The 20143-nt window shown below is 66.3% G+C and carries 19 protein-coding genes; 9 read left to right on the plus strand and 10 right to left on the minus strand.

What is annotated here, in order from left to right; genetic code table 11:
* Positions 1-112 precede the first annotated feature (112 nt).
* Positions 113-1630: a fumarate hydratase gene (locus tag ACSYS9_RS16135; RefSeq protein ID WP_006377486.1), complete on the minus strand. Its 1518-nt coding sequence runs from the start codon at positions 1628-1630 to the stop codon at positions 113-115.
* A 147-nt stretch (positions 1631-1777) separates the two neighbouring features.
* Between ACSYS9_RS16135 and ACSYS9_RS16140 the strand changes: the two genes are divergently transcribed.
* The 4 genes from ACSYS9_RS16140 (at position 1778) to ACSYS9_RS16155 (ending at position 6130) form a co-directional block, all read left to right on the plus strand.
* The gene (locus ACSYS9_RS16140) at positions 1778-2674 is read left to right on the plus strand and encodes an RNA polymerase sigma-70 factor (RefSeq protein ID WP_071229756.1); all 897 of its coding nucleotides are present in this window, start codon (positions 1778-1780) and stop codon (positions 2672-2674) included.
* Between the two features lie 36 nt (positions 2675-2710).
* Positions 2711-3160 carry a carboxymuconolactone decarboxylase family protein gene (locus tag ACSYS9_RS16145; RefSeq protein WP_071229755.1) on the plus strand — a complete coding sequence of 150 codons (450 nt, stop codon included), beginning with the start codon at positions 2711-2713 and terminating at the stop codon, positions 3158-3160.
* A gap of 238 nt (positions 3161-3398) precedes the next feature.
* Entirely contained in the window at positions 3399-5270 is a 1872-nt protein-coding gene (locus tag ACSYS9_RS16150; RefSeq protein WP_071229754.1) for an ABC transporter ATP-binding protein, read from the plus strand.
* 80 nt (positions 5271-5350) lie between these two features.
* On the plus strand, positions 5351-6130 hold the full coding sequence (locus ACSYS9_RS16155) for a ferredoxin--NADP reductase (RefSeq protein WP_014037801.1): 780 nt from the start codon (positions 5351-5353) through the stop codon (positions 6128-6130).
* 77 nt (positions 6131-6207) lie between these two features.
* Here the strand turns inward: ACSYS9_RS16155 and ACSYS9_RS16160 are convergent, their stop codons facing one another.
* Positions 6208-6687 carry a glutathione peroxidase gene (locus ACSYS9_RS16160; RefSeq protein ID WP_071229753.1) on the minus strand — a complete coding sequence of 160 codons (480 nt, stop codon included), beginning with the start codon at positions 6685-6687 and terminating at the stop codon, positions 6208-6210.
* A gap of 130 nt (positions 6688-6817) precedes the next feature.
* Between ACSYS9_RS16160 and ACSYS9_RS16165 the strand changes: the two genes are divergently transcribed.
* A complete protein-coding gene (locus ACSYS9_RS16165) occupies positions 6818-8986 on the plus strand; it encodes a M3 family metallopeptidase (protein ID WP_071229752.1) in 2169 nt (722 codons plus the stop codon).
* A 127-nt stretch (positions 8987-9113) separates the two neighbouring features.
* Here ACSYS9_RS16165 and cfa read toward each other — a convergent pair whose 3' ends face one another.
* The 3 genes from cfa to ACSYS9_RS16180 are packed head-to-tail and all read right to left on the minus strand — an operon-like array spanning position 9114 to position 11470.
* Entirely contained in the window at positions 9114-10229 is a 1116-nt protein-coding gene (gene cfa, locus ACSYS9_RS16170; protein ID WP_049421515.1) for a cyclopropane fatty acyl phospholipid synthase, read from the minus strand.
* Positions 10230-10248: 19 nt separating this feature from the next.
* The gene (locus tag ACSYS9_RS16175) at positions 10249-11130 is read right to left on the minus strand and encodes a DUF3298 and DUF4163 domain-containing protein (RefSeq protein ID WP_071229774.1); all 882 of its coding nucleotides are present in this window, start codon (positions 11128-11130) and stop codon (positions 10249-10251) included.
* A 37-nt stretch (positions 11131-11167) separates the two neighbouring features.
* Positions 11168-11470, minus strand: a complete 303-nt coding sequence (locus tag ACSYS9_RS16180; RefSeq protein WP_006455911.1) for a GNAT family N-acetyltransferase — start codon at positions 11468-11470, stop codon at positions 11168-11170.
* Between the two features lie 209 nt (positions 11471-11679).
* Between ACSYS9_RS16180 and ACSYS9_RS16185 the strand changes: the two genes are divergently transcribed.
* The gene (locus tag ACSYS9_RS16185; RefSeq protein ID WP_177179539.1) at positions 11680-11841 is read left to right on the plus strand and encodes a hypothetical protein; all 162 of its coding nucleotides are present in this window, start codon (positions 11680-11682) and stop codon (positions 11839-11841) included.
* Between the two features lie 55 nt (positions 11842-11896).
* Here the strand turns inward: ACSYS9_RS16185 and ACSYS9_RS16190 are convergent, their stop codons facing one another.
* Together ACSYS9_RS16190 and ACSYS9_RS16195 are read right to left on the minus strand one after the other, a co-directional pair.
* Positions 11897-12523: a rhomboid family intramembrane serine protease gene (locus ACSYS9_RS16190; protein WP_010486760.1), complete on the minus strand. Its 627-nt coding sequence runs from the start codon at positions 12521-12523 to the stop codon at positions 11897-11899.
* Positions 12524-12530: 7 nt separating this feature from the next.
* A complete protein-coding gene (locus ACSYS9_RS16195; protein ID WP_032129657.1) occupies positions 12531-14096 on the minus strand; it encodes a POT-type proton-dependent oligopeptide transporter in 1566 nt (521 codons plus the stop codon).
* A gap of 163 nt (positions 14097-14259) precedes the next feature.
* Between ACSYS9_RS16195 and ACSYS9_RS16200 the strand changes: the two genes are divergently transcribed.
* Complete coding sequence (locus tag ACSYS9_RS16200; RefSeq protein ID WP_071229750.1) at positions 14260-15108, plus strand: endonuclease/exonuclease/phosphatase family protein; 849 nt, start codon at positions 14260-14262, stop codon at positions 15106-15108.
* A gap of 132 nt (positions 15109-15240) precedes the next feature.
* On the opposite strand, the gene ACSYS9_RS16205 is transcribed toward ACSYS9_RS16200, so the two are convergent.
* Positions 15241-15852 carry a superoxide dismutase gene (locus ACSYS9_RS16205; RefSeq protein WP_005410310.1) on the minus strand — a complete coding sequence of 204 codons (612 nt, stop codon included), beginning with the start codon at positions 15850-15852 and terminating at the stop codon, positions 15241-15243.
* Between the two features lie 219 nt (positions 15853-16071).
* On the opposite strand from ACSYS9_RS16205, the gene ACSYS9_RS16210 reads away from it, so the two are divergent.
* A complete protein-coding gene (locus tag ACSYS9_RS16210; protein WP_071229749.1) occupies positions 16072-16536 on the plus strand; it encodes a ribonuclease domain-containing protein in 465 nt (154 codons plus the stop codon).
* Positions 16536-16949 carry a barstar family protein gene (locus ACSYS9_RS16215; RefSeq protein ID WP_071229748.1) on the plus strand — a complete coding sequence of 138 codons (414 nt, stop codon included), beginning with the start codon at positions 16536-16538 and terminating at the stop codon, positions 16947-16949. The genes ACSYS9_RS16210 and ACSYS9_RS16215 overlap by 1 nt, the downstream gene beginning before the upstream one ends.
* A gap of 727 nt (positions 16950-17676) precedes the next feature.
* Here the strand turns inward: ACSYS9_RS16215 and ACSYS9_RS16220 are convergent.
* Together ACSYS9_RS16220 and ACSYS9_RS16225 are read right to left on the minus strand one after the other, a co-directional pair.
* The gene (locus tag ACSYS9_RS16220; protein WP_071229747.1) at positions 17677-19443 is read right to left on the minus strand and encodes a hypothetical protein; all 1767 of its coding nucleotides are present in this window, start codon (positions 19441-19443) and stop codon (positions 17677-17679) included.
* 10 nt (positions 19444-19453) lie between these two features.
* The gene (locus ACSYS9_RS16225; protein ID WP_032129662.1) at positions 19454-20053 is read right to left on the minus strand and encodes an NfuA family Fe-S biogenesis protein; all 600 of its coding nucleotides are present in this window, start codon (positions 20051-20053) and stop codon (positions 19454-19456) included.
* Between the last annotated feature and the right edge of the window lie 90 nt (positions 20054-20143).

Here is a 20143-nt window from a genome sequence, read left to right on the forward strand (position 1 = left end):
TCCCTTCCAATACGTCAGACAGCGCACGTTAGCAGAGCACACCATCCACGGGCAGGCTGCATGCAACAACGGCGCCACACGGGCGCCGTTGTCTCGACCGGAACGGGAGGAATTACTCCACCACCACCGGAATCTTGCCGATGCGGGCCTGCCATTCGCGCGGACCGGTCTTGTGCACCGATTCACCAGTGGAGTCGACCGCCACGGTCACCGGCATGTCCTGCACGGTGAATTCGTAGATCGCTTCCATGCCGAGGTCGGCGAAACCAACCACCTTCGCCGCCTTGATCGCCTTGGACACCAGGTAGGCCGAACCACCAACGGCCATCAGGTAGGCCGACTTGTTGTCACGGATCGCCTCGATGGCCGCCGGGCCGCGCTCGGCCTTGCCGACCATGCCCAGCAGGCCGGTCTGTTCAAGCACCTGACGGGTGAACTTGTCCATGCGGGTCGCCGTGGTCGGACCAGCCGGGCCCACCACTTCGTCGCGCACCGGATCGACCGGGCCGACGTAGTAGATGAAGCGGCCCTTCAGATCGACCGGCAGTTCCTCGCCCTTGTTGAGCATGTCGACCATGCGCTTGTGCGCGGCGTCGCGGCCGGTCAGCAGCTTGCCGTTCAGCAGCAGGGTCTGGCCCGGCTTCCAGCTGGCCACATCTTCCGGCGTGATCGTGTCCAGGTCCACGCGGGTGCCCTTGGACGAATCGTAGGTCAGCTTCGGCCAGTCCTCCAGCGACGGCGGGTCCAGCATCACCGGGCCGCTGCCATCCAGGGTGAAGTGCGCATGGCGGGTGGCCGCGCAGTTCGGGATCATCGCCACCGGCAGGTTGGCCGCATGAGTCGGGTAATCGTTGATCTTGATGTCGAGCACGGTGGTCAGGCCGCCCAGGCCCTGCGCACCGATGCCCAGCGCGTTGACCTTCTCGTACAGCTCCAGGCGCAGCTCTTCGATGCGGTTGGACGCACCACGGGCCTGCAATTCGGTGATGTCGATCGGCTCCATCAGCGCTTCCTTGGCCAGCAGCATCGCCTTCTCGGCGGTGCCGCCGATGCCGATGCCGAGCATGCCCGGCGGGCACCAGCCGGCGCCCATGGTCGGCACGGTCTTCAGCACCCAGTCGACGATGGAATCGGACGGGTTGAGCATGGCGAACTTGGTCTTGGCTTCCGAACCACCACCCTTGGCGGCGACGATGACATCGACGGTGTTGCCCGGCACCACCTTGACGTTGACCACGCCCGGGGTGTTGTCCTTGGTGTTGATGCGCTTGCCGGCCGGATCAGCCAGCACCGAAGCGCGCAGCTTGTTGTCCGGGTGCATGTAGGCGCGGCGCACGCCTTCATTGGCCATGTCTTCCACCCCCATGGTGGCGTCGTCCCAACGCACGTCCATGCCGATTTCCAGGAACACGGTGACGATGCCGGTGTCCTGGCAGATCGGACGGTGGCCTTCGGCGCACATGCGCGAATTGATCAGGATCTGCGCCATCGCTTCCTTCGCGGCCGGCGACTCCTCGCGCTCGTAGGCGGCGGCAAGGTTCTTGATGTAGTCGACCGGGTGGTAGTACGAGATGTACTGCAGCGCGTCGGCGATGGACTGGATGAGGTCTTCCTGCTTGATCGATGTCACGACTTGCTCGCTTGCTGGAGGCTGGCGGGGGTAATCCGCCCATTTTACCCCCTCCCCCGGCCCCAGGGTGGTAGTGCCGGCCGTTGGCCGGCAATATCCGCGCAAGCCCTCTGTCACGCCATGCGCCACTGCGGCGTCCTTGCCCACATGAACGCCGAAACCGCTTTCCAGACCCACCGCCCGCGCCTGATGGCGCTGGCCTACCGCCTGCTCGGCAGCCGCGCCGACGCCGAAGACGTGGTCCAGGATGCCTGGCTGCGCTGGTCCAGCGCCGACCCGGCGGCCGTCCGCGACCCCGAAGCCTGGCTGGTCACCACCACCACCCGGCTTGGCCTGGACCGGCTGCGCGCGGCCAAGCGCGAGCGCGCGCACTACGTCGGCCCTTGGTTGGCCGAACCGCTGGCGGTCAGCCTGGAGCCCGACCCCACGCCCGGTCCGGCGCAATTGCATGCGCTGGCCGACGATGTCTCGGTGGCCTTCCTGACCCTGCTCGAGCAGCTCGGCCCCGAGGAACGCGCCGCGTTCCTGCTGAAGGAGGCCTTTGATCACGATTACCGCGAGATCGCCGACCTGCTCGGCCACAGCGAGGCCAACTGCCGGCAGCTGGTGCACCGCGCGCGGCAGCGCCTGCAGGCCGGGCGGCCGCGCTTCAACGCCGACGCCAGCCAGCACCGGCAGCTGCTGGCGCGCTTCATGGACGCCTCGCAGCGCGGCGACAGCGAAGCGATCCAGGCCCTGCTGCACGCCAACGCGCTGCTGGTTTCCGACGGCGGTGGCGTGGTTACTGCGGCGGTGCGGCCCCTGCTGGGTGCCGAACGCATCGGCCGCCTGTTCTGGGCCATCGCCCGCCGCAGCGCGGTGCATCCGGCGCAATTGGGCTACGTCAATGGCGAACCAGCGATCCTCCGCTTCCAGGGCGACCGCCTGCACTCGGTCACCACCATCGAGGTGGTCGATGGACGCATCGCCAACGTGTACAGCGTGCTGAATCCGGAAAAATTGCCGGGGGTTGTCACGCGCGATGACGGTACGGCGTCCTGTTAGTGAAAGGCGGCCATCGTGGCCGCCGTGGAGCCGAAAATGTCCGACCAAGCCTCTCCCCGCGTCCCCTATACCCGCCTGGCTGCCGAGGCCTTCAAGGGCCTGCTGGCCACCAGCAAGGCAGTGCATGACAGCTCGATTGATCCGACCCTGATGGAACTGGTATTCCTGCGCGTCTCGCAGCTCAATGGCTGCGGCTACTGCATGGACATGCATGGCACCGCGCTGCGCAAGGGCGGCATCGAGCCGCGCAAGCTGGACACCCTGCCCGCCTGGCACGAAAGCCGCTTCTTCGATGCGCGCGAACGCGCGGCGCTGGGCTGGGCCGAGGCGCTGACCCGGCTGACCGACGGCGCGCCGTCGCAGGCGGCGTTCGATGCACTGGCACCGCATTTCGACGAGAAGGGCATCAGTGACCTGAGCATGGGCATTGCGGTGATCAATGCCTGGAACCGGTTGGGCGCGGGCCTGCTGCCGCCGCTGCCGTAATGGGGTCTGGCCGGGCGGGTTTCTGCAACGGTTGGTAGGTGTCGACCTTGGTCGACACGGTAGATCCACGCCATGCGTGGATGCGGCAGGGTCGGATCCCTTCGCCACGCGAAGGGCTCTGACCCGATCCGGGCTGATGCGGCCAGAGCCCTTTGCCGCGCAATGGGATCTGCTCCCGGTGCCGGCGACACGGCTGCACTGACCCCCTCTGCACGTATCAGGCGCGCACAATACGCGCATGCCTGCTTCCCCCACCGCTGGCGCTGCCGCCGCGAAGAAACCCAGCCTGCGCCAGCGCTTCAAGGCGATGCGCAACCTGCCCCCGTTCCTGCGCATGGTCTGGCAGACCAGTCCTGTGCTCACCCTGGCCAGCCTTGGGCTGCGCCTGATCCGTGCGCTGCTGCCGGTGGCGATGCTGTACGTCGGCAAGCTGATCATCGACAGCGCCCTGCACCTGAGCCAGCACGATGCCGGCTTCCCGCCGCTGGGCGAGGCGCTGTCCAGTGGCGTGCTGAATCCACTGCTGGGCCTGCTGGCACTGGAATTCGGGCTGGCCATCGCCTCGGACCTGCTCGGCCGGCTGGTCAGCTACGCCGATGCCCTGCTCTCGGAACTGTTCGCCAATGTCACCAGCATCCGGCTGATGGAACACGCGGCAACGCTGGATCTGGAGGACTTCGAGGACCCGGATCTGCAGGACAAGCTGGACCGTGCGCGGCGCCAGACCATGGGCCGGATGAACCTGATGAGCCAGCTGTTCGGCCAGGTGCAGGACGCGATCACCGTGGCCAGTCTCGCCGTCGGCCTGCTGGTCTACGCGCCGTGGCTGATCCTGCTGCTGGCGCTGGCACTGGTGCCGGCCTTCATCGGTGAATCGCACTTCAACGCGGCCGGCTACAGCCTCAACTTCCAGTGGACGCCCGAGCGCCGCCAGCTCGACTACCTGCGCCAGCTCGGTGCCAGCGTGGAAACGGCCAAGGAAGTGAAGATCTACAACCTGCACCGCTTCCTGGTCGAGCGCTACCGGCGTCTGTCGGTAGCGCTGTTCCAGGCCAACCGCGCCTTGGCCCGGCGCCGCGCATTCTGGGGCACGCTGCTGGCCGCACTGGGCACGCTGGGCTACTACACCGCCTATGCCTACATCGCGTGGCGCACGGTGCGCGGCGACTTTTCGATCGGCGACCTGACCTTCCTTGCCGGCAGCTTCCTGCGCCTGCGCCAGCTGCTGGAAGGCCTGCTGATCGGGTTCTCGCAGGTGGCCAGCCAGGCCCTGTACCTGGATGACCTGTTCTCGTTCTTCCAGATCCAGCCGGAAATCCACTCGCGAGAAGGTGCGGCGCGCGTACCCCAGCCAATCCGCCAGGGCTTCGTGTTCGAGAACGTCGGCTTCCGCTACCCGGATGCCGAGCAATGGGCCGTGCGCCACCTCGATTTCCAGTTGCATGCCGGCGAAGTGCTGGCCCTGGTCGGTGAGAACGGCGCCGGCAAGACCACGCTGGTGAAGCTGCTGGCGCGGCTGTACGAACCGGACGAGGGCCGCATCCTGCTCGATGGGCGCGACCTGCGCGACTACGACCTGGACGACCTGCGCGCCAACCTCGGGGTGATCTTCCAGGACTTCGTGCGCTACAACCTCAGCGCAGGCGAGAACATCGGCGTCGGCCAGGTCGAGGCGATGGACGACCAGGCACGCATCGCCGACGCCGCGCGCCGCGGCATGGCCGAGGAAGTGATCGACGACCTGCCCGGCGGTTACGACCAGCTGATCGGCCGCCGCTTCAAGCAGGGCGTGGACCTGTCCGGTGGCCAGTGGCAGAAGATCGCCATTGCCCGCGCATGGATGCGCAATGCGCAGGTGATGATCCTGGATGAGCCAACGGCAGCGCTGGATGCGCGCAGTGAGTTCGAGGTGTTCCAGCGGTTCAGGGAACTGGCGGATAATCGCACCGCAGTGCTGATTTCCCACCGTTTCTCCTCGGTCCGCATGGCCGATCGCATCCTGGTGCTGGCCGATGGCCGGATCGAGGCCAGCGGCACCCATGAGCAACTGATGGTCCAGGGCGGCCGCTACGCCGAGCTTTTCGAGCTGCAGGCGGCCGGTTACCGCTGAGAACGCCTCTCGTTTCGCCTAATGAGAACCTGTCTCATTTGAGATAGAATCACCCCCGACGACTTCCGATAGATACGCCCATGTCCTCCGCTTTTGGCGCCGAAACGGTGCTTGAGGTCCGTCACTGGACCGATGCCTACTTCAGCTTCACCCTCACCCGCGACAGCGGTTTCCGCTTCGAGAACGGCCAGTTCGTGATGATCGGCCTGGAAACCGAGGCGCGGCCGCTGCTGCGCGCGTATTCCATCGCCAGCGCCAACTGGGAAGAGCACCTGGAGTTCTTCAGCATCAAGGTGCAGGACGGCCCGCTGACCTCGCGCCTGCAGCACATCAAGCCGGGTGACAAGGTGCTGGTCGGCAAGAAGCCCACCGGCACCCTGCTGATCAGCGACCTGCACCCGGGCAAGAACCTGTACCTGCTGGGCACCGGCACCGGCATGGCGCCGTGGCTGTCGGTCATCAAGGACCCGGAAACCTACGAGCGCTTCGAGAAGGTGATCCTCTGCCACGGCGTGCGCTACGAAAAGGACCTGGCCTACCGCGATTACTTCGAGAAGGAACTGCGTGAGCACGAATTCCTGGGCGAGATGATCGGCGACAAGCTGCTGTACTACCCGGCCGTCACCCGCGAGCCGTTCGCCAACCAGGGCCGCCTGACCTCGCTGATGGAAAGCGGCGAGATGCAGCGCACGCTCGGCCTGCCGGAGCTGAGCCCGGAAAACGACCGCGCGATGATCTGTGGCAGCCCGCAGATGCTGGCCGACCTGCGTGCTGTACTCGACGCGCGTGGCTTCCAGGTCTCACCGCGCATCGGCCAGCCGGGCCATTACGTGTTCGAGCGCGCGTTCGTCGAGAAATAAGCAAAAAGGGGACGGAGGGGATTAAGTCGTTTGTGCACAAACGACTTAATCCCCTCCGTCCCCTTTTTCGGTTTATCTCACAGCAGCGCTTCAATCTCGCCGCGCAGCTGCTCCGGCCTGGTGGTGGGCGCATGCCGCGACGCTACCCGCCCTTGGCGGTCGACCAGGAACTTGCTGAAATTCCACTTGATGCGGGCACTGCCGAGCAGGCCACGCTTCTCGCGCGCGAGCCACGCCCACAGCGGGTCGGCACCGTCGCCGTTGACCTCGATCTTTTCCGACAGCGGGAAGCTGACCGGATAGTCCAGCGAACAGAACTGGCGGATCTGCGCGGCATCACCCGGCTCCTGCGCGCCGAACTGGTTGCACGGGAAGCCGATCACCACCAGGCCGCGTTCGCGGTACTCCTGCCACAGCTGCTCCAGCCCGGTGTATTGAGGGGTGAAGCCACAACGGCTGGCGACGTTCACCAGCAGCAACGGATGGCCCTGGTACCGGGCCAGCGCCTGTGGCTGGCCGTCGAGGTCGCGGAAGCTGAAATCGTAGGCGGTGGTCATGATGGCGGGCCGTGGGCGATGAATGCATGGTACCCGCGCCCGGCCGCGGCAACATGCCTTTTGACACAAGTGCGGGCGCCGCCGGCCGGGTTACCCTCGGGCCCTTGTTTGCCTTACCGGAGTTCCTACCTTGACCACTCGCCTTGCCCTTGCCGTGGCCATGTCCCTCGGCCTTGCCCTGCCCGCCTTCTCGGCCGGCGCCGCCACCCCGGCTGCCACCACCCATGCCCAGCAGGCCAATCCGTTCTTCGCCGAAAGCCCGCTGCCGCTGCACTTCCCGCAGTTCGACAAGATCAAGGACAGCGACTTCGCCCCGGCCTTCGACGCTGGCATGGCGCAGCAGCTGAAGGAAGTGGAGGCGATCGCCAACAACAAGGCCAAGCCGACCTTCGACAACACCATCATCGCCCTGGAAAAGAGCGGTGACATCCTCGACCGTGCGACCACCGTGTTCTTCAGCCTGGTCGGCGCCGACACCAACGACACCCGCAAGAAGCTGCAGGCTGATTACTCGGCGAAGTTCGCCGCGCACAGCGATGCGATCGCGCTGAACGGCAAGCTGTTCGCCCGCATCCAGGCGCTGTACGACACCCGCAGCCAGCTGGGCCTGGACGCCGAAGGCGTGCGCCTGGTCGAGAAGTACTACGACAACTACGTGCGCGCCGGCGCCAAGCTGTCCGAGGCTGACAAGGCCACGCTGAAGGCGATGAACGCCGAGCTGGCCAACCTGGGCACCAAGTTCAGCCAGAACGTGCAGTCGGAAGTGAACGCTTCGGCGATCACCGTCGACGACGTCAAGGAACTGGACGGCCTGTCCAAGGAGCAGATCGCCGCCGCCGCCGAAGCCGCCAAGGCCCGCGGCCAGGACGGCAAGTACGTGATCACCCTGCTCAACACCACCGGCCAGCCGCCGCTGACCAACCTGGCCAACCGCGCCCTGCGCCAGAAGATCTACGAAGCATCGGTGAGCCGCGGCAGCCGCGGCGGTGAGTTCGACAACACCGCGCTGGTCTCGCGCATCATGCAGCTGCGCGCCGACAAGGCCAAGCTGATGGGCTTCCCGAACTTTGCCGCCTACAACCTGACCAACCAGACCGCCAAGACCCCGGAAGCGGTCAACGCAATGCTGGGCAAGCTGGCTCCGGCCGCCGTGGCCAACGCCAAGCGCGAAGCCGCCGATCTGCAGGCGATGATCGACAAGGAACAGAAGGCCGCGCGCAAGCCGACCTTCCAGCTGGAACCGTGGGACTGGGCCTTCTACAGCGAGAAGGTGCGCCAGGCCAAGTACAACTTCGACGAGTCGCAGCTGAAGCCGTACTTCGAGATGAAGAACGTGCTGGAGAACGGCGTGTTCTACGCTGCCGGCCAGGAATTCGGCCTGACCTTCAAGCAGCGCACCGACCTGCCGGTCTACCACGATGACGTCACCGTCTACGACGTGTTCGACGCTGACGGCAGCCAGCTGGCGATCTTCATCTTCGACCCGTATGCACGCGCCTCCAAGCGCGGTGGCGCGTGGATGAACTCCTACGTCTCGCAGTCCAAGCTGACCGGCTTCAAGCCGGTGGTCGCCAATCACCTGAACATTCCGAAGCCGCCGGCCGGCCAGCCGACCCTGCTGACCTGGGACGAGGTGAACACCACCTTCCACGAGTTCGGCCACGCCCTGCACGGCATGTTCTCCAACGTGAAGTACCCGTACTTCTCGGGCACTTCGGTGCCGCGTGACTTCGTCGAGTTCCCCTCGCAGGTCAACGAAATGTGGTCGGATAATCCGGTCATCCTGAAGAACTACGCCAAGCACTACCAGAATGGTTCGGCGATGCCGCAGGCACTGCTGGACAAGGTGCTGGCCGCTGCCAAGTTCAACCAGGGCTTCGCCACCACCGAGTACCTGGGTGCGGCGATGCTGGACCAGCGCTGGCACCAGATCGGCGCCGACCAGGTGCCGGCCGCCAAGGACGTGATGGCCTTCGAGCGCGCCGCGCTGGAAAAGGACGGCATCTACTACGCGCCGGTCCCGCCGCGCTACAAGACCCCGTACTTCAGCCACATCATGGGCGGCTACTCGGCCGGCTACTACGCCTACATCTGGTCGGAAGTGCTCGACGCCAACACCCAGAAGTGGTTCAAGGACAACGGCGGCCTGAGCCGCAAGAACGGCGACCACTTCCGCGCCACCCTGCTGTCCAAGGGCGGCAGCGTGGATGCCATGCAGCTGTTCCGCGATTTCGCCGGCCACGAGCCGCAGATCGAACCGCTGCTGGAAAAGCGTGGCCTGACCGGCGCCGGCAACTGATCGCCCGCGCAGTAGCCTGAAACGAAAAACCGCCCGGGAAACCGGGCGGTTTTTTTGTTGTGGTTGGGGTCAGAGCCCTTTTCTGCGAAAAGGGATCTGACCCCGGGGTCTCCGCCCCGTGCTGGCTTCAACGTGGCGCCACGTACCCACCCGGCACGCCTTCCGGCGACAGCACCAGCTGCCACAGCTGCGCGTGCCGGCAACGGAAGGTGGCCATCGACCCGGCCAGGTAGAAGCGCCACATGCGCCGGAAGTGCTCGTCGTAGCGCGCATCCAGCCGCGGCCACGCCGCTTCCACGTTGCGCCGCCAGGCCTGCAGGGTCAGGTCGTAATCGGTGCCGAAGTTGTGCCAGTCCTCCAGCACGAAGCGGCCCTCGAACGCCTTGGTGATCTGCACCGCCGATGGCAGCATCGAGTTGGGAAAGATGTAGCGCGCGATCCACGGGTCGGTACGATGCCGCGAGATGTTGGTGCCGATGCTGTGCAACAGCAGCAGGCCGCGCGGTGACAGGCAACGCCTGGCCACCTCGAAGAAGCTGGCGTAGTTCTTGTCGCCGACGTGCTCGAACATGCCGATCGAGAAGATCGCATCGAACGGCTCGTGCAGTTCGCGGTAGTCCTGCAGGCGGATCTCGATCGGCAGGCCGGCGCACAGTTCGCGCGCGAACTCGGCCTGCTCCTGCGAAATGGTCACGCCGACGCCACTGACACCGTAGCGCTCGGCGGCGAACTTCAGGGCTTCGCCCCAGCCACAGCCGATGTCCAGCACACGCTGCCCCGGGCGCAGGCCCAGCTTGCGGCAGACCAGGTCAAGCTTGGCTTCCTGCGCGGCGTCGAGATCGCCGGCATTGCGCCAGTAGCCACAGCTATAGACCAGGCGCTGGCCCAGCATGGCCTGGTAGAGATCATTGCCGAGGTCGTAGTGGCGGCGGCCCACCTCGTAGCTGCCCTGTCCCACCTGCAGGTTGAACAGGCGCGCCTTCAGTGCATCGGCCACTTCGCGCCAACCGTGCACCCGTTCGTCCAGGTGCGCCTGCATCAGGTGGACAAGGAATTCATCCAGGACGTTGGCATCCCACCAACCGTCCATGTAGCTCTCGCCGAGGCCAAGCGAGCCGTGCGCCATGACCCGCGCGAAGAAGCGCGGGTCATGAACCTGGATATCCTGTGGCTGGGTACCGCCGATGCGGACCCCGGCTTCCTGCAGCAGGCCGGCGACCCGCTCCTGCAACCCTGTATCCACGCCACCTCCTCAACTGCGGTCAACCGCGTGCGAACAGCTCCACGTAGTCCTTGGCCACGTGCGGCAACAGCACCGCCGCCGGTACATCGGCGGTCTGGGTGCCGTCCGAGTATGGACCCACCTGGTACGGCGGGAAAACAAAGCGCAGCGCGGTGATCTGCCCCTTGTCGTCGGTCAGCGGCTGGAACTGGCTGAAATTGTCGGCCTGCGGGCCGGTGCCGTCGGCAATCATGCGCGATGCGTTGCGCAGCGATTCCTGCAGCTGGGCCGGATCCATGTCCTCACCGCTGAGGCGGGTGGCCACGCGTTCACGCAGCTGGTCGGCGACGAAATCGCTGATCGCCTTCCAGCCCTTGGCATCGGCCACCAGCTTTTCGGCGCTGAGCATCTGCTGATGCTGCGGCAGCCACACGAATCGGGCCACCAGCGGTTCGCCATGGGCGCCACCGGTGTAGCGGCTGCCATCGGCACTGACCACCACCAGCTGCGGGGTTTCCAGCAGCTTCTCGAAGCTCAGCGACAGCTCGTACGGCATGGTCGGCTTGTCATTGCCCAGCCCGTCCAGCGCCTGTTGCAGGTCACTGCGCGCACTCGTCGCATAGCTCTGCAGCGCGCGGGCCAGGCCCGGGTAGCGGTCGATGCCGGCCGGGTAGCTGATACCCACCACTTCGCGCTCATTGTTCTCGATCACGTCGCGCAGATCCAGCGGCGCTTCCGTGGCCGGCGTTTCACCTGCGGCGGTGGCTTCGGCGGCGGGCGCCGCGTCGGTCGCCGGTGCCGGCTCGCTTTCACGCTGGCAACCGGCCAGCAACAGCACGCCCACCACGCCGGCCAGCACGCTGCCGTGCAGTGGCCGGTTGTTTCCAATCTTCATCGGGATCCCCTGTTCATGTTTGTACATCATCGCCTGCCATGGCTGAAGCGTGGCCCGCTGGCATTCAGCCAACGAGCAGGTCGTGGTACTCCTCATGCCGCTGCAGGAAGGCCTCGGCGTAGGAACACGCCGGCACCACCTTGTACTTCTGCTCACGGGCAAAACGCAGCGCCACACGGGTCAGCTCACCGGCGATGCCTCGGCCGGCAATCGGCTCGGGCACCTCGGTATGCGTGATGACCATGCGCCTGCGTTTGATCTGGTAGTCCAGCACCGCCAGCTGTCCGCGCACACGGGCGGTGAAGCGATGGTTGGCCAGGTCGTGTTCAACCTCGTAGGCCAGACCGGGGGGCGTGACCGAAGCCATGGAACTGTCTCCTGCGGCGACTGCGTGGATGGTGCGCAGCCGGGCGCCATGATCGCGTGAAGCCTGAACAGGGGCAAGTCCGTTCCATTCACGTCAGTTTGCGACCCTCAAGCTGGAGCGCTGGCGGCCGCTATCGCCTGTGGAGGGGTACGGCCAGGCTGGCACGGCCCTTGCGACCGTTGATCATGCGCACCACCGCGGAGGCTCCGATGCACCCCAGCGATTCCCATTCAGATACCGACCGCGCCCTGCTGGAGGGCCTGCTGCAACTGGCCGTGGAGGGGCAGACCCAGGACCAGGATTTCCAGCGCATCGGCGAAGAAGTGTTCGCCCGCCTGCTGGACACCTACGGCCAGCAGACCCGCGCCTGACCAGGAGCGGGTCCCTGCCCCCGGGGTCGGATCCAGTGGATCCGACCCCAGCCCCTCAACCGCCGCCGAGGCGGAAGGTCGGGTTGGAAAGCTCGCGCAGAAAGTGGGTGAAGATGCTCGGCTGCATGGCCAGCATGAAGATCACACCGAACGCCGCGCCCGCCAGGTGGGCGCTGTGGTTGATGCGATCACCACCGCGCTTGTCCATCCAGATGCTGTAGCCCACGTAGAACGCGGCATAGACAATGGCCGGTGCCGGGATGAAGAACACCAGAATGATCGACCACGGCTTGATCAGGATGAAGGCGAACAACACCGCCGACACCGCACCGGACGCGCCCAGGCTGAGGTAGTTCGGGTTCTTCTGGTTCTTAAGGTAGCTGGGCAGGATCGAGACCAGCAGCGCACCGATGTAGAACGCCGGGTAGGTCAGGTAGCTGCCGGTCAGCTGCACCATCACGCTCTCGATGAATCCCCCGAAGAAGAACAGGGTGATCATGTTGAAGATCAGGTGCGACCAGTCGGCGTGGATGAAGCCATAGGTCACCAGCCGGTCGTACTGGCGGTGACGGTCGATGGCCGGCGGCCACAGGATCAGGCGGTCGGCCAGCTTGCGGTTGTTGAACGCCATCCACGACAGGATGGCGGTGATGGCGATCAACAGCAGATTGACGGGGGTCATGTCAGGCTCAGGCGCTACGGTAGTTGTCGACCATACGATAGCGTTTCGCGTACCAACCGAAGGCCAACGCCGCGACGAAGGCGAAACCGGCGAAGAAGAACATCAGGAACGCCGCCTCGCTCAGGCCCGTACTGGCGATCTTGTGGGTCACCGCATCGTTGCGCACAGCCGCGTTGGACAGCAGCACCCACAGGTTGCCGATGGTGGTGGTCAGGTTCCAGAAGCTCATCACCACGCCCTTCATCGCCTGCGGCGCCTGGCTGTAGGCGAACTCCAGGCCGGTGGCCGAGACCAGCACCTCACCGAAGGTCAGCAGCGCATACGGCAGCATCTGCCAGAAGATCGACATGGCGTTGCCGCCGTCCATCACCACCTGGATGCCGCCGACCACGATCCAGGCCAGGCCGCTGAAGGCGATGCCGGCGGTCATGCGGCGCAGCGCGGTCGGCTCGAAGCCGAAGCGGCGCAGGGCCGGGTACAGCACCAGGTTGTTGAACGGAATCAGGATCATCACCAGCAGCGGGTTCAGTGCCTGCATCTGCGAGGCGGTGAACCAGCTCGGCATCTGCATCTGCTGGCCCTGCAGGACCCAGGTCGAGGCCTTCTGGTCGAACAGCGAGAAGAACGGCGTGGTCAACGCGAAGATCACCAGCACCCGCAGCACCGAGCGCACGCCTTCGACGGCTTCGGCCGGATGCTGGCCACGGGCGCGATCGAGCTGCAGCCAAGTGCCACCGCCGATACCGGCCAGGATCGATACCAGCGCCAGGCACAGGCAGATGACAATGCCCAACGAGCCAACCAGGCCGAACGAGGCCACTGCCAGCACCAGGCCGAGCACGGCGATCACCAGGCCCGGACGGCCCTGGCCGGCCACGCGCGTGGTCAGTGCGGTACGCACCACGTTGGCGAACGAATGCGGATCCTTCGGCGGCAGCGGCACCAGCACGTAGCGCTTGCGGCCCAGCCAGAACACGAAGGTGGCGATGAACATCAGGATGCCCGGGATGCCGAACGCCCACTGCGGGCCCCAGTTCTTCAGCACCAGCGGGATCAGCAGCGAGGCGAACAGCGAGCCGAAGTTGATGATCCAGTAGAAGGCGTCGAAGACGATCTTGGCCAGGTGCTTGTTGCTCTGGTCGAACTGGTCGCCCATGAACGAGGCCACCAGCGGCTTGATGCCACCGGCACCGAGCGCGATCAGGCCCAGTCCGAGGAAGAAGCCCTCGCGGCTGTTCTCGAACAGCGCCAGGCACAGATGGCCGGCGCAGTAGACCAGGCTGAACCAGAGGATGGTGTGGTACTTGCCGAAGAACCTGTCGGCCAGCCAGCCACCGAGCAGCGGGAAGAAATACACGCCGATCATGAAGCTGTGCATGATGTCCTTGGCTTCACCGGCACGGCCTTCCGCAGTGATTTCCTGCAGCAGCAGCGAGGTGATCAGGAACTGCACCAGGATGTTGCGCATCCCGTAGAAACTGAACCGCTCGCAGGCCTCATTGCCGATGATGTACGGGATCTGGCGCGGCATCTTTCCCTGGCCGGCGATGGGGGCAACTGCGTCGTGGCTCATCCTGTAAGGCAATCCTGCAAAGCGAAAGGCGCAAGATTACCGGAAGCAGGGCTTGCGAAGCACGCTGCAGGGCTGCATGACAACGGTGCCAATCCATGGCAGGCAGCGACACTCCGTGCCGGAAGTCACGGCACCTGCACGACAAAAGCGTAAACTTATCGTTATGCGCCCCCTCGCCCCCGCCCGTCTCCTGCTCAGTTGCCTGGTGCTGCTGATGGCGTTGCAGGCACAGGCGCGGCCGCAGGCAACGGCCGCCACTGCCAGTGACAACGAGCCCCGGCAACTCACCGTGGCCGCGCTGGAACTGCCCAGCCGTGATGATGCGCATTGGAAGCAGCGCCGCGAGCAGGTCGCGCAACTGCTGACCGAGCTGCAGCCGGACGTGATCTCGGTGCAGCAGGTGCTGCAGCAGCAGGGCCGCAATCCAGCCTGCTGGCTGGCCAGCCGGCTGCGCTACAGCTGCGACTTCGTTACCGCCGATCCGCCCAGCCAGCCGTTGCGGCATGGCAACGCGATGCTGACCCGGCTGCCGGTCAGCGAGGATGGCGTGACCCTGCTGCACCCACCCGGCACCTTCAGCGCCGCCGGCATGATGCGGCTGAAGCTGGGCGAGGCACTGGTCAACATCTATGTGGCACGGCTGCGCCCGGACCCGGACGAGGCCACCGCCCGCCAGCATCAGACCAGCGACCTGATGACCTGGATCGGCGCCACCGCCGAGGGCATGCCCAGCCTGATCGCCGGCGATTTCTCCGCCAACACTGTGGAACTGGTGCGCAGCACGCCCGGCTTCCAGCCGGCCCGGCGCAATCCCGGCGGCCGCGCCGAGGCGCCTGCGGCCAGTGGCGGTGGCAGTAGTGGCCATGGCCTGGATGTGCTGTTCCAGGTCAAGCACTTCGGCGGCATCCGCCAGCAGCCGATCCTGCTGCCAGCCGACGGCGACCTGCCCGGCCTGCGCCTGGGCGTGATGGCTACGCTGCGGCTGCAGGGTGATACGGCCACCGCGGAATAGGTAATGCCGGCCGCTGGCCGGCTCCTCGGGCACCACACGATTGCCGGCCAGCGGCCGGCACTACCGAATGACTCCTGCAACAGAAAAGGCCGGGGTCTCCCCCGGCCTTCTCACTTCATCCCGTTACCGCGATCAGGCGATCGCTTCCTGGTAACGGCGCTCGACTTCGTTCCAGTCGATGACGTTGAAGAACGCGCCGATGTATTCCGGACGACGGTTCTGGTACTTCAGGTAGTACGCGTGTTCCCACACGTCCAGGCCGAGGATGGGGGTGTTGCCTTCCATCAGCGGGCTGTCCTGGTTGCCGGTGCTCTCGACCACGACCTTCTTGTCCGGGGTCACGCTCAGCCACGCCCAGCCGCTGCCGAAACGGGTCAGCGCCGCCTTGGTGAAGGCGTCCTTGAACTTGTCGAAGCCGCCCAGGTCCTTGTCGATGGCCTTGGCCACGTCGCCCACCGGGTTGCCGCCAGCATTCGGAGCCATCACGGTCCAGAACAGCGAGTGGTTGGCATGGCCGCCACCGTTGTTGCGCACCGGACCCTGCAGGTTCTCCGGCAGCGACTTGAGCTTCTTCACCAGTTCTTCGACCGGCAGGTCAGCGTACTCGGTGCCTTCCAGCGCCGCGTTGACGTTGTTGATGTAGGTCTGGTGATGCTTGGTGTGATGGATTTCCATCGTCGCCGCATCGATATGCGGTTCCAGCGCGTCGTAGGCGTAGGACAGCTTGGGCAGGGTATAGGCCATGATGCATCTCCTGATTGCGAGGGCACCCGACGGTGTCGGGCGTTGCGCGGTGAATGATGGGGACAGACCGCCAGATTACCAAGGGGGATGTAAAGGAAATTGCGTCCTGCCAGTGAGCATGACGGCAATTGTTACGCAGCAGTGACGCGACGCCGTCCTCATGCACCGTGCAGCGCACAGGCGCTACAGTGCCCGCACCACCCTCGCCCGCCCCTGCCCATGCGCAACCCCCGGCTGCTGATCACCGCCATCGCCCTGCTGCTGCTCGGCCTGGTCGTCAACCATTTCATGCAGCGCCCGCCTGCGCCGCAGTTCGCGCCGGACCTGCAGGGTGCGCCTGCCGCGCGCGCGCCGGCGCCGACCACGGCCACGCCCGCAACCGGCAACGACAGCGGCCTGCCCGCATTCCTGCCAGCTGAAGCCCGGCAGACCATCGCCCTGATCCAGCGTGGCGGCCCGTTCCCGCACCGCCAGGACGGCAGCACGTTCGGCAACCGCGAACAGCAGCTGCCGCAGCGACCGCGCGGCTACTACCGCGAATACACCGTCGACACCCCCGGTGCGCGCACCCGTGGCGCTCGCCGCATCGTCACCGGCGGCGATCCGCCGGAGGCGTGGTACTACACCGACGACCACTACGAATCGTTCCGCAGCTTCACCGTACCGGCCCAGGGAGCGCAGTGATGAGCCACGATGATTTCGGCCTCGGCCTGCATGACATCAACAATGCCGGCGTTTACGCCATCGACAGCGACGACATCGGCGCACTGGCCGCGGCGATGCGCGATGCCGGGCTGAAGGTGGTCCGCATCGACCTGGAAGGCGTGGCCGACAAGCGCACCCTGCTGGCCCGGCTGGCCGCGCAACTGGATTTCCCTGCCGGCTTCGGCGGCAACTGGGATGCGCTGTCGGACAACCTGCGCGACCTGCAGTGGCTGCCGGCCAACGGCTACGCACTGTTCCTGGCCGACGTGGACACGTTGCGCGCCTCCACGCAGAAGGATTTCGACACGTTGCTGGACGTGATGGACGAAGCCAGCCGCGACTGGGTTGGCCGCGACGTGCCGTTCTGGGTGTTCCTGTCGCAGAGCGCGTGAGGTCATCGCCCAGGCAGAGGCCGCCCCTGGTCGGCACACGTACTCCGGTAGAGGCCGACCTTGGTCGGCGCTTCTGTGCCAACCAAGGTTGGCACCTACCAAAGCGCGAGCCGGCCAGTGGGTTGGCGGAGACCTGCCGTTCTGGGTGTTCCTGTCGCAGAGCGCGTGAGGTCACCGCCCAGGTAGAGGCCGACCCTGGTCGGCGCACGTGCTCCGGTAGATGCCGACCTTGGTCGGCGCTTCTGTGCCAACCAAGGTTGGCACCTACCAAAGCGCGGGCCGGCCAGCAGGTTGGCCGAGACGTGCCGTTCTGGGTGTTTCTGTCGCAGAGCGCGTGAGGTCACCGCCCAGGTAGAGGCCGACCCTGGTCGGCACACGTGCTCCGGTAGATGCCGACCTTGGTCGGCGCTTCTGTGCCAACCAAGGTTGGCACCTACCAAAGCGCGAGCCGGCCAGCAGGTTGGCGGAGACGTGCCGTTCTGGGTGTTTCTGTCGCAGAGCGCGTGAGGTCATCGCCCAGGTAGAGGCCGACCTTGGTCGGCGCACGTGCATCCGGTAGATGCCGACCTTGGTCGGCGCTTCTGTGCCAACCAAGGTTGGCACCTACCAAAGCGCGCCAGCATGGCCGTCACATCCCGCGATGGGTCCATCGAAAAGCCCCCTTGTTGTTCAAGGGGGCGCGCCAACGGCGCGGGGATAAGGAAACATGCGTGGACAACGGGAGCCGTTAGCGGCTCCCGTTGTCTTCCTGCAGCTCTTTCTTGAACGGGATGTCCGGCGGCGGTCGTGCCACCGCCGGCTGGTCCTGCATGTTGGGGTTGGTCAGGCCACAGCCACCGCCGGCCTGCAGGATCGAGATCACGCAGGAGATCTTCGTACTGGTACCCGGCAATGGAATCTCCATCGCCTTGACGCCCTTGCGCACCCATTCGGCCAGCAGCGATTCCTGCGGCACCCAGTACTTGTCGAACGACGTGGGCGTGTAGTCGTACGGCGGTCGCTTCAACCAGGTGCCCGATTGCGCGATGCGTTCCTTGCTCCAGCCGTCGTTGGCCCCACCTGGCGCACCGCGCTCGGCACGCCCCTCGCCTTCCTGGCCCGGCACGCGGACGCTGCCATCGGCATTGAACAGGCCACTGCCCTTGCCGCTGGTACTGGCCTGGCGGGCGCCCTTGTCGGCGCCGTCCTGGTTGCGGCTCGATGCACCCCAGTCATCGCCCTTGGCGGGCGTGGCCCAGTTGCCCGGATTGGGGGCCGGGCGCGCTCCGGCCTGGGCCGGGGTCGTGCTGGATGCAGCAGGCCGCGCGGCGCTGCTGCTCGCCTGCGTCGCGCTGCCATTGGCCGCCGGCGCGGGCGCTGCCGCGGGTGCATTGCCACTCGAAGACGAAGGGGCTGCCACCGGTGCCGAGGCTACTTCGCGCTCGCGCACCTGTACGTCACGACCCGCCGGCGCATGCACTGCCGGTTCACGACCGGCGACGGTCGCCATCCGCACCTGCGGATCGACCACCGCCTGCACTTCACGCTCGCGCACCTGTACGTCCCGCTGCGGCACGCGCACCTGCACATCGGCCGTGCGCAGTGGCTGCGACACCGCCGGTGCATCGACCGTACTGACTTCGCGCTCCTGCACCGGGATGTCACGCAGCTGCGGCGTCCGCACCGCGATCTGCGGCGCACGCATCGCGGTTGGGGTTGGCGGCGCCTGCACCGGCTGCACGCTGCGCTCGCGCACCGTGGGTGTGGTGTCACGCGGCACGATGCTGACCTCGGTGCGCGGCACGCTGACCGGCGGCACCACGAAATCCGTGCTGGCCTGCGCCACTTCGGTGGCCTGCACCGGCGACGGTGGCGGGGCCGCAAGCGGGGCCGGCTCGGCTTCGGCCGGCGGCGACGGCACGCTGGCTGCCGGTGCTGGAGCCGGTGCAGGCGCAGGCGCCGACGCGGCCGCAGGACGCGGCTCAGGTGCAGTCGCGGCCCCTGCTGCCTGGCCGGCGGCAACCTGGCCGGCCGGTGCAGCCGCAGCCGCCTCGGCACCCGGCTGATCGCCTCCGCCCTCCTGGGAGGCGCGGCCGACGAATTCCACCTGCACACGCTCGCCTTCGGCGCCCTCTGCTTCCGGTGCCGTGGTGCGGATCACCGCAACCCACAGCAGCAGCATGAAGAACAGCAGGTGCAGCAGCGCGCTGGCCAACGCCGAGGTCCAGCGCATCCAGCGCTGATCGCGCGGCGCAGCGTCCCAGTCCTGCCAGAACAACCGGCGCATCGCCTGCCACGGCGACAGCCGGGGTGATTGGCCCGGCGCTCCAGGCAGCGGGCGCGGCAGCATTACCGCAATCACTTCGCGGGCGTGGAACGGCCGCGGCAGCGGGCCCAGCGAGCGCAGCCACAGCGCCCAGCCATAGGGCAGGCGCGTGGACTTCTCGAGGACGGCGCGTGGCTGCTGGCGGGCCAGCAGCAGTTCGATGAGTTGCTCGGCCCGGGTCAGAGGCACGCGTCAGCGGTCAGGCGACGTTGCCGCGCGGGATATACGGCGCGTGGCCGCTGTCATGGTCGGTCGCGTCGCGCACGGCGGTCACGCCCGGCACGCGGCCCATCAGGGTCTTCTCGATGCCCTGCTTGAGCGTCACGTCGGCCATGCCACAGCCCTGGCAGCCACCACCGAAGCGAAGCAGCACCACGCCATCGGACGAGACTTCCTGCACGGCCACCTTGCCGCCATGCGAGGCCAGCTGTGGATTGACTTCGTTTTCCACCACCCAGTGCACGCGCTCGACCAGCGAAGCGGCATCGCCGGGGGCCTCGCCCTTGATGCGCGGCGCCTTGATGGTCAACTGCTGGGTACCGGCGGTGCCGGCGACGATGTCGATCTCGGCGCCATCGAGCCAGCCGACGCTGCTCGCATCGACGTAGAGGGTGAAGCCATCGCAGTCCACCGCCCACTCGTCACCGAGCAGGTCGGTCGGTTCGGCGAACTCCAGCCGGGCATCGGCGCGCGGGGTGCCGGGCTCGACCGCACTCAAGCGCACGCCCATGCCGGGCACGCCCTCGCGTTCGATCAGCTTGCGGAAATGGGTCTGGGCAGTGTCGGAGATCTGGATCATCAGGCTATTCTAGCCAAGTAAGCGTCAACCGCTCATTCGGTTTATACACCGTCCGGCGCATTGTTCAGTCAACACGAGGTGGAGATTCCC

It is taken from the genome of Stenotrophomonas sp. STK17_22 (assembly GCF_051983905.1).
Lineage (GTDB): Bacteria > Pseudomonadota > Gammaproteobacteria > Xanthomonadales > Xanthomonadaceae > Stenotrophomonas > Stenotrophomonas maltophilia_A.

Coding starts and splice junctions, on each gene's coding strand:
- ACSYS9_RS16140 (WP_071229756.1), top strand. CDS start 1,778: ATGAACGCCGAAACCGCTTTCCAGACCCACCGCCCGCGCCTGATGGCG.
- ACSYS9_RS16145 (WP_071229755.1), top strand. CDS start 2,711: ATGTCCGACCAAGCCTCTCCCCGCGTCCCCTATACCCGCCTGGCTGCC.
- ACSYS9_RS16150 (WP_071229754.1), top strand. CDS start 3,399: ATGCCTGCTTCCCCCACCGCTGGCGCTGCCGCCGCGAAGAAACCCAGC.
- ACSYS9_RS16155 (WP_014037801.1), top strand. CDS start 5,351: ATGTCCTCCGCTTTTGGCGCCGAAACGGTGCTTGAGGTCCGTCACTGG.
- ACSYS9_RS16160 (WP_071229753.1), bottom strand. CDS start 6,687: ATGACCACCGCCTACGATTTCAGCTTCCGCGACCTCGACGGCCAGCCA.
- ACSYS9_RS16175 (WP_071229774.1), bottom strand. CDS start 11,130: ATGTACAAACATGAACAGGGGATCCCGATGAAGATTGGAAACAACCGG.
- ACSYS9_RS16180 (WP_006455911.1), bottom strand. CDS start 11,470: ATGGCTTCGGTCACGCCCCCCGGTCTGGCCTACGAGGTTGAACACGAC.
- ACSYS9_RS16185 (WP_177179539.1), top strand. CDS start 11,680: ATGCACCCCAGCGATTCCCATTCAGATACCGACCGCGCCCTGCTGGAG.
- ACSYS9_RS16190 (WP_010486760.1), bottom strand. CDS start 12,523: ATGACCCCCGTCAATCTGCTGTTGATCGCCATCACCGCCATCCTGTCG.
- ACSYS9_RS16195 (WP_032129657.1), bottom strand. CDS start 14,096: ATGAGCCACGACGCAGTTGCCCCCATCGCCGGCCAGGGAAAGATGCCG.
- ACSYS9_RS16200 (WP_071229750.1), top strand. CDS start 14,260: ATGCGCCCCCTCGCCCCCGCCCGTCTCCTGCTCAGTTGCCTGGTGCTG.
- ACSYS9_RS16205 (WP_005410310.1), bottom strand. CDS start 15,852: ATGGCCTATACCCTGCCCAAGCTGTCCTACGCCTACGACGCGCTGGAA.
- ACSYS9_RS16210 (WP_071229749.1), top strand. CDS start 16,072: ATGCGCAACCCCCGGCTGCTGATCACCGCCATCGCCCTGCTGCTGCTC.
- ACSYS9_RS16215 (WP_071229748.1), top strand. CDS start 16,536: ATGAGCCACGATGATTTCGGCCTCGGCCTGCATGACATCAACAATGCC.
- ACSYS9_RS16225 (WP_032129662.1), bottom strand. CDS start 20,053: ATGATCCAGATCTCCGACACTGCCCAGACCCATTTCCGCAAGCTGATC.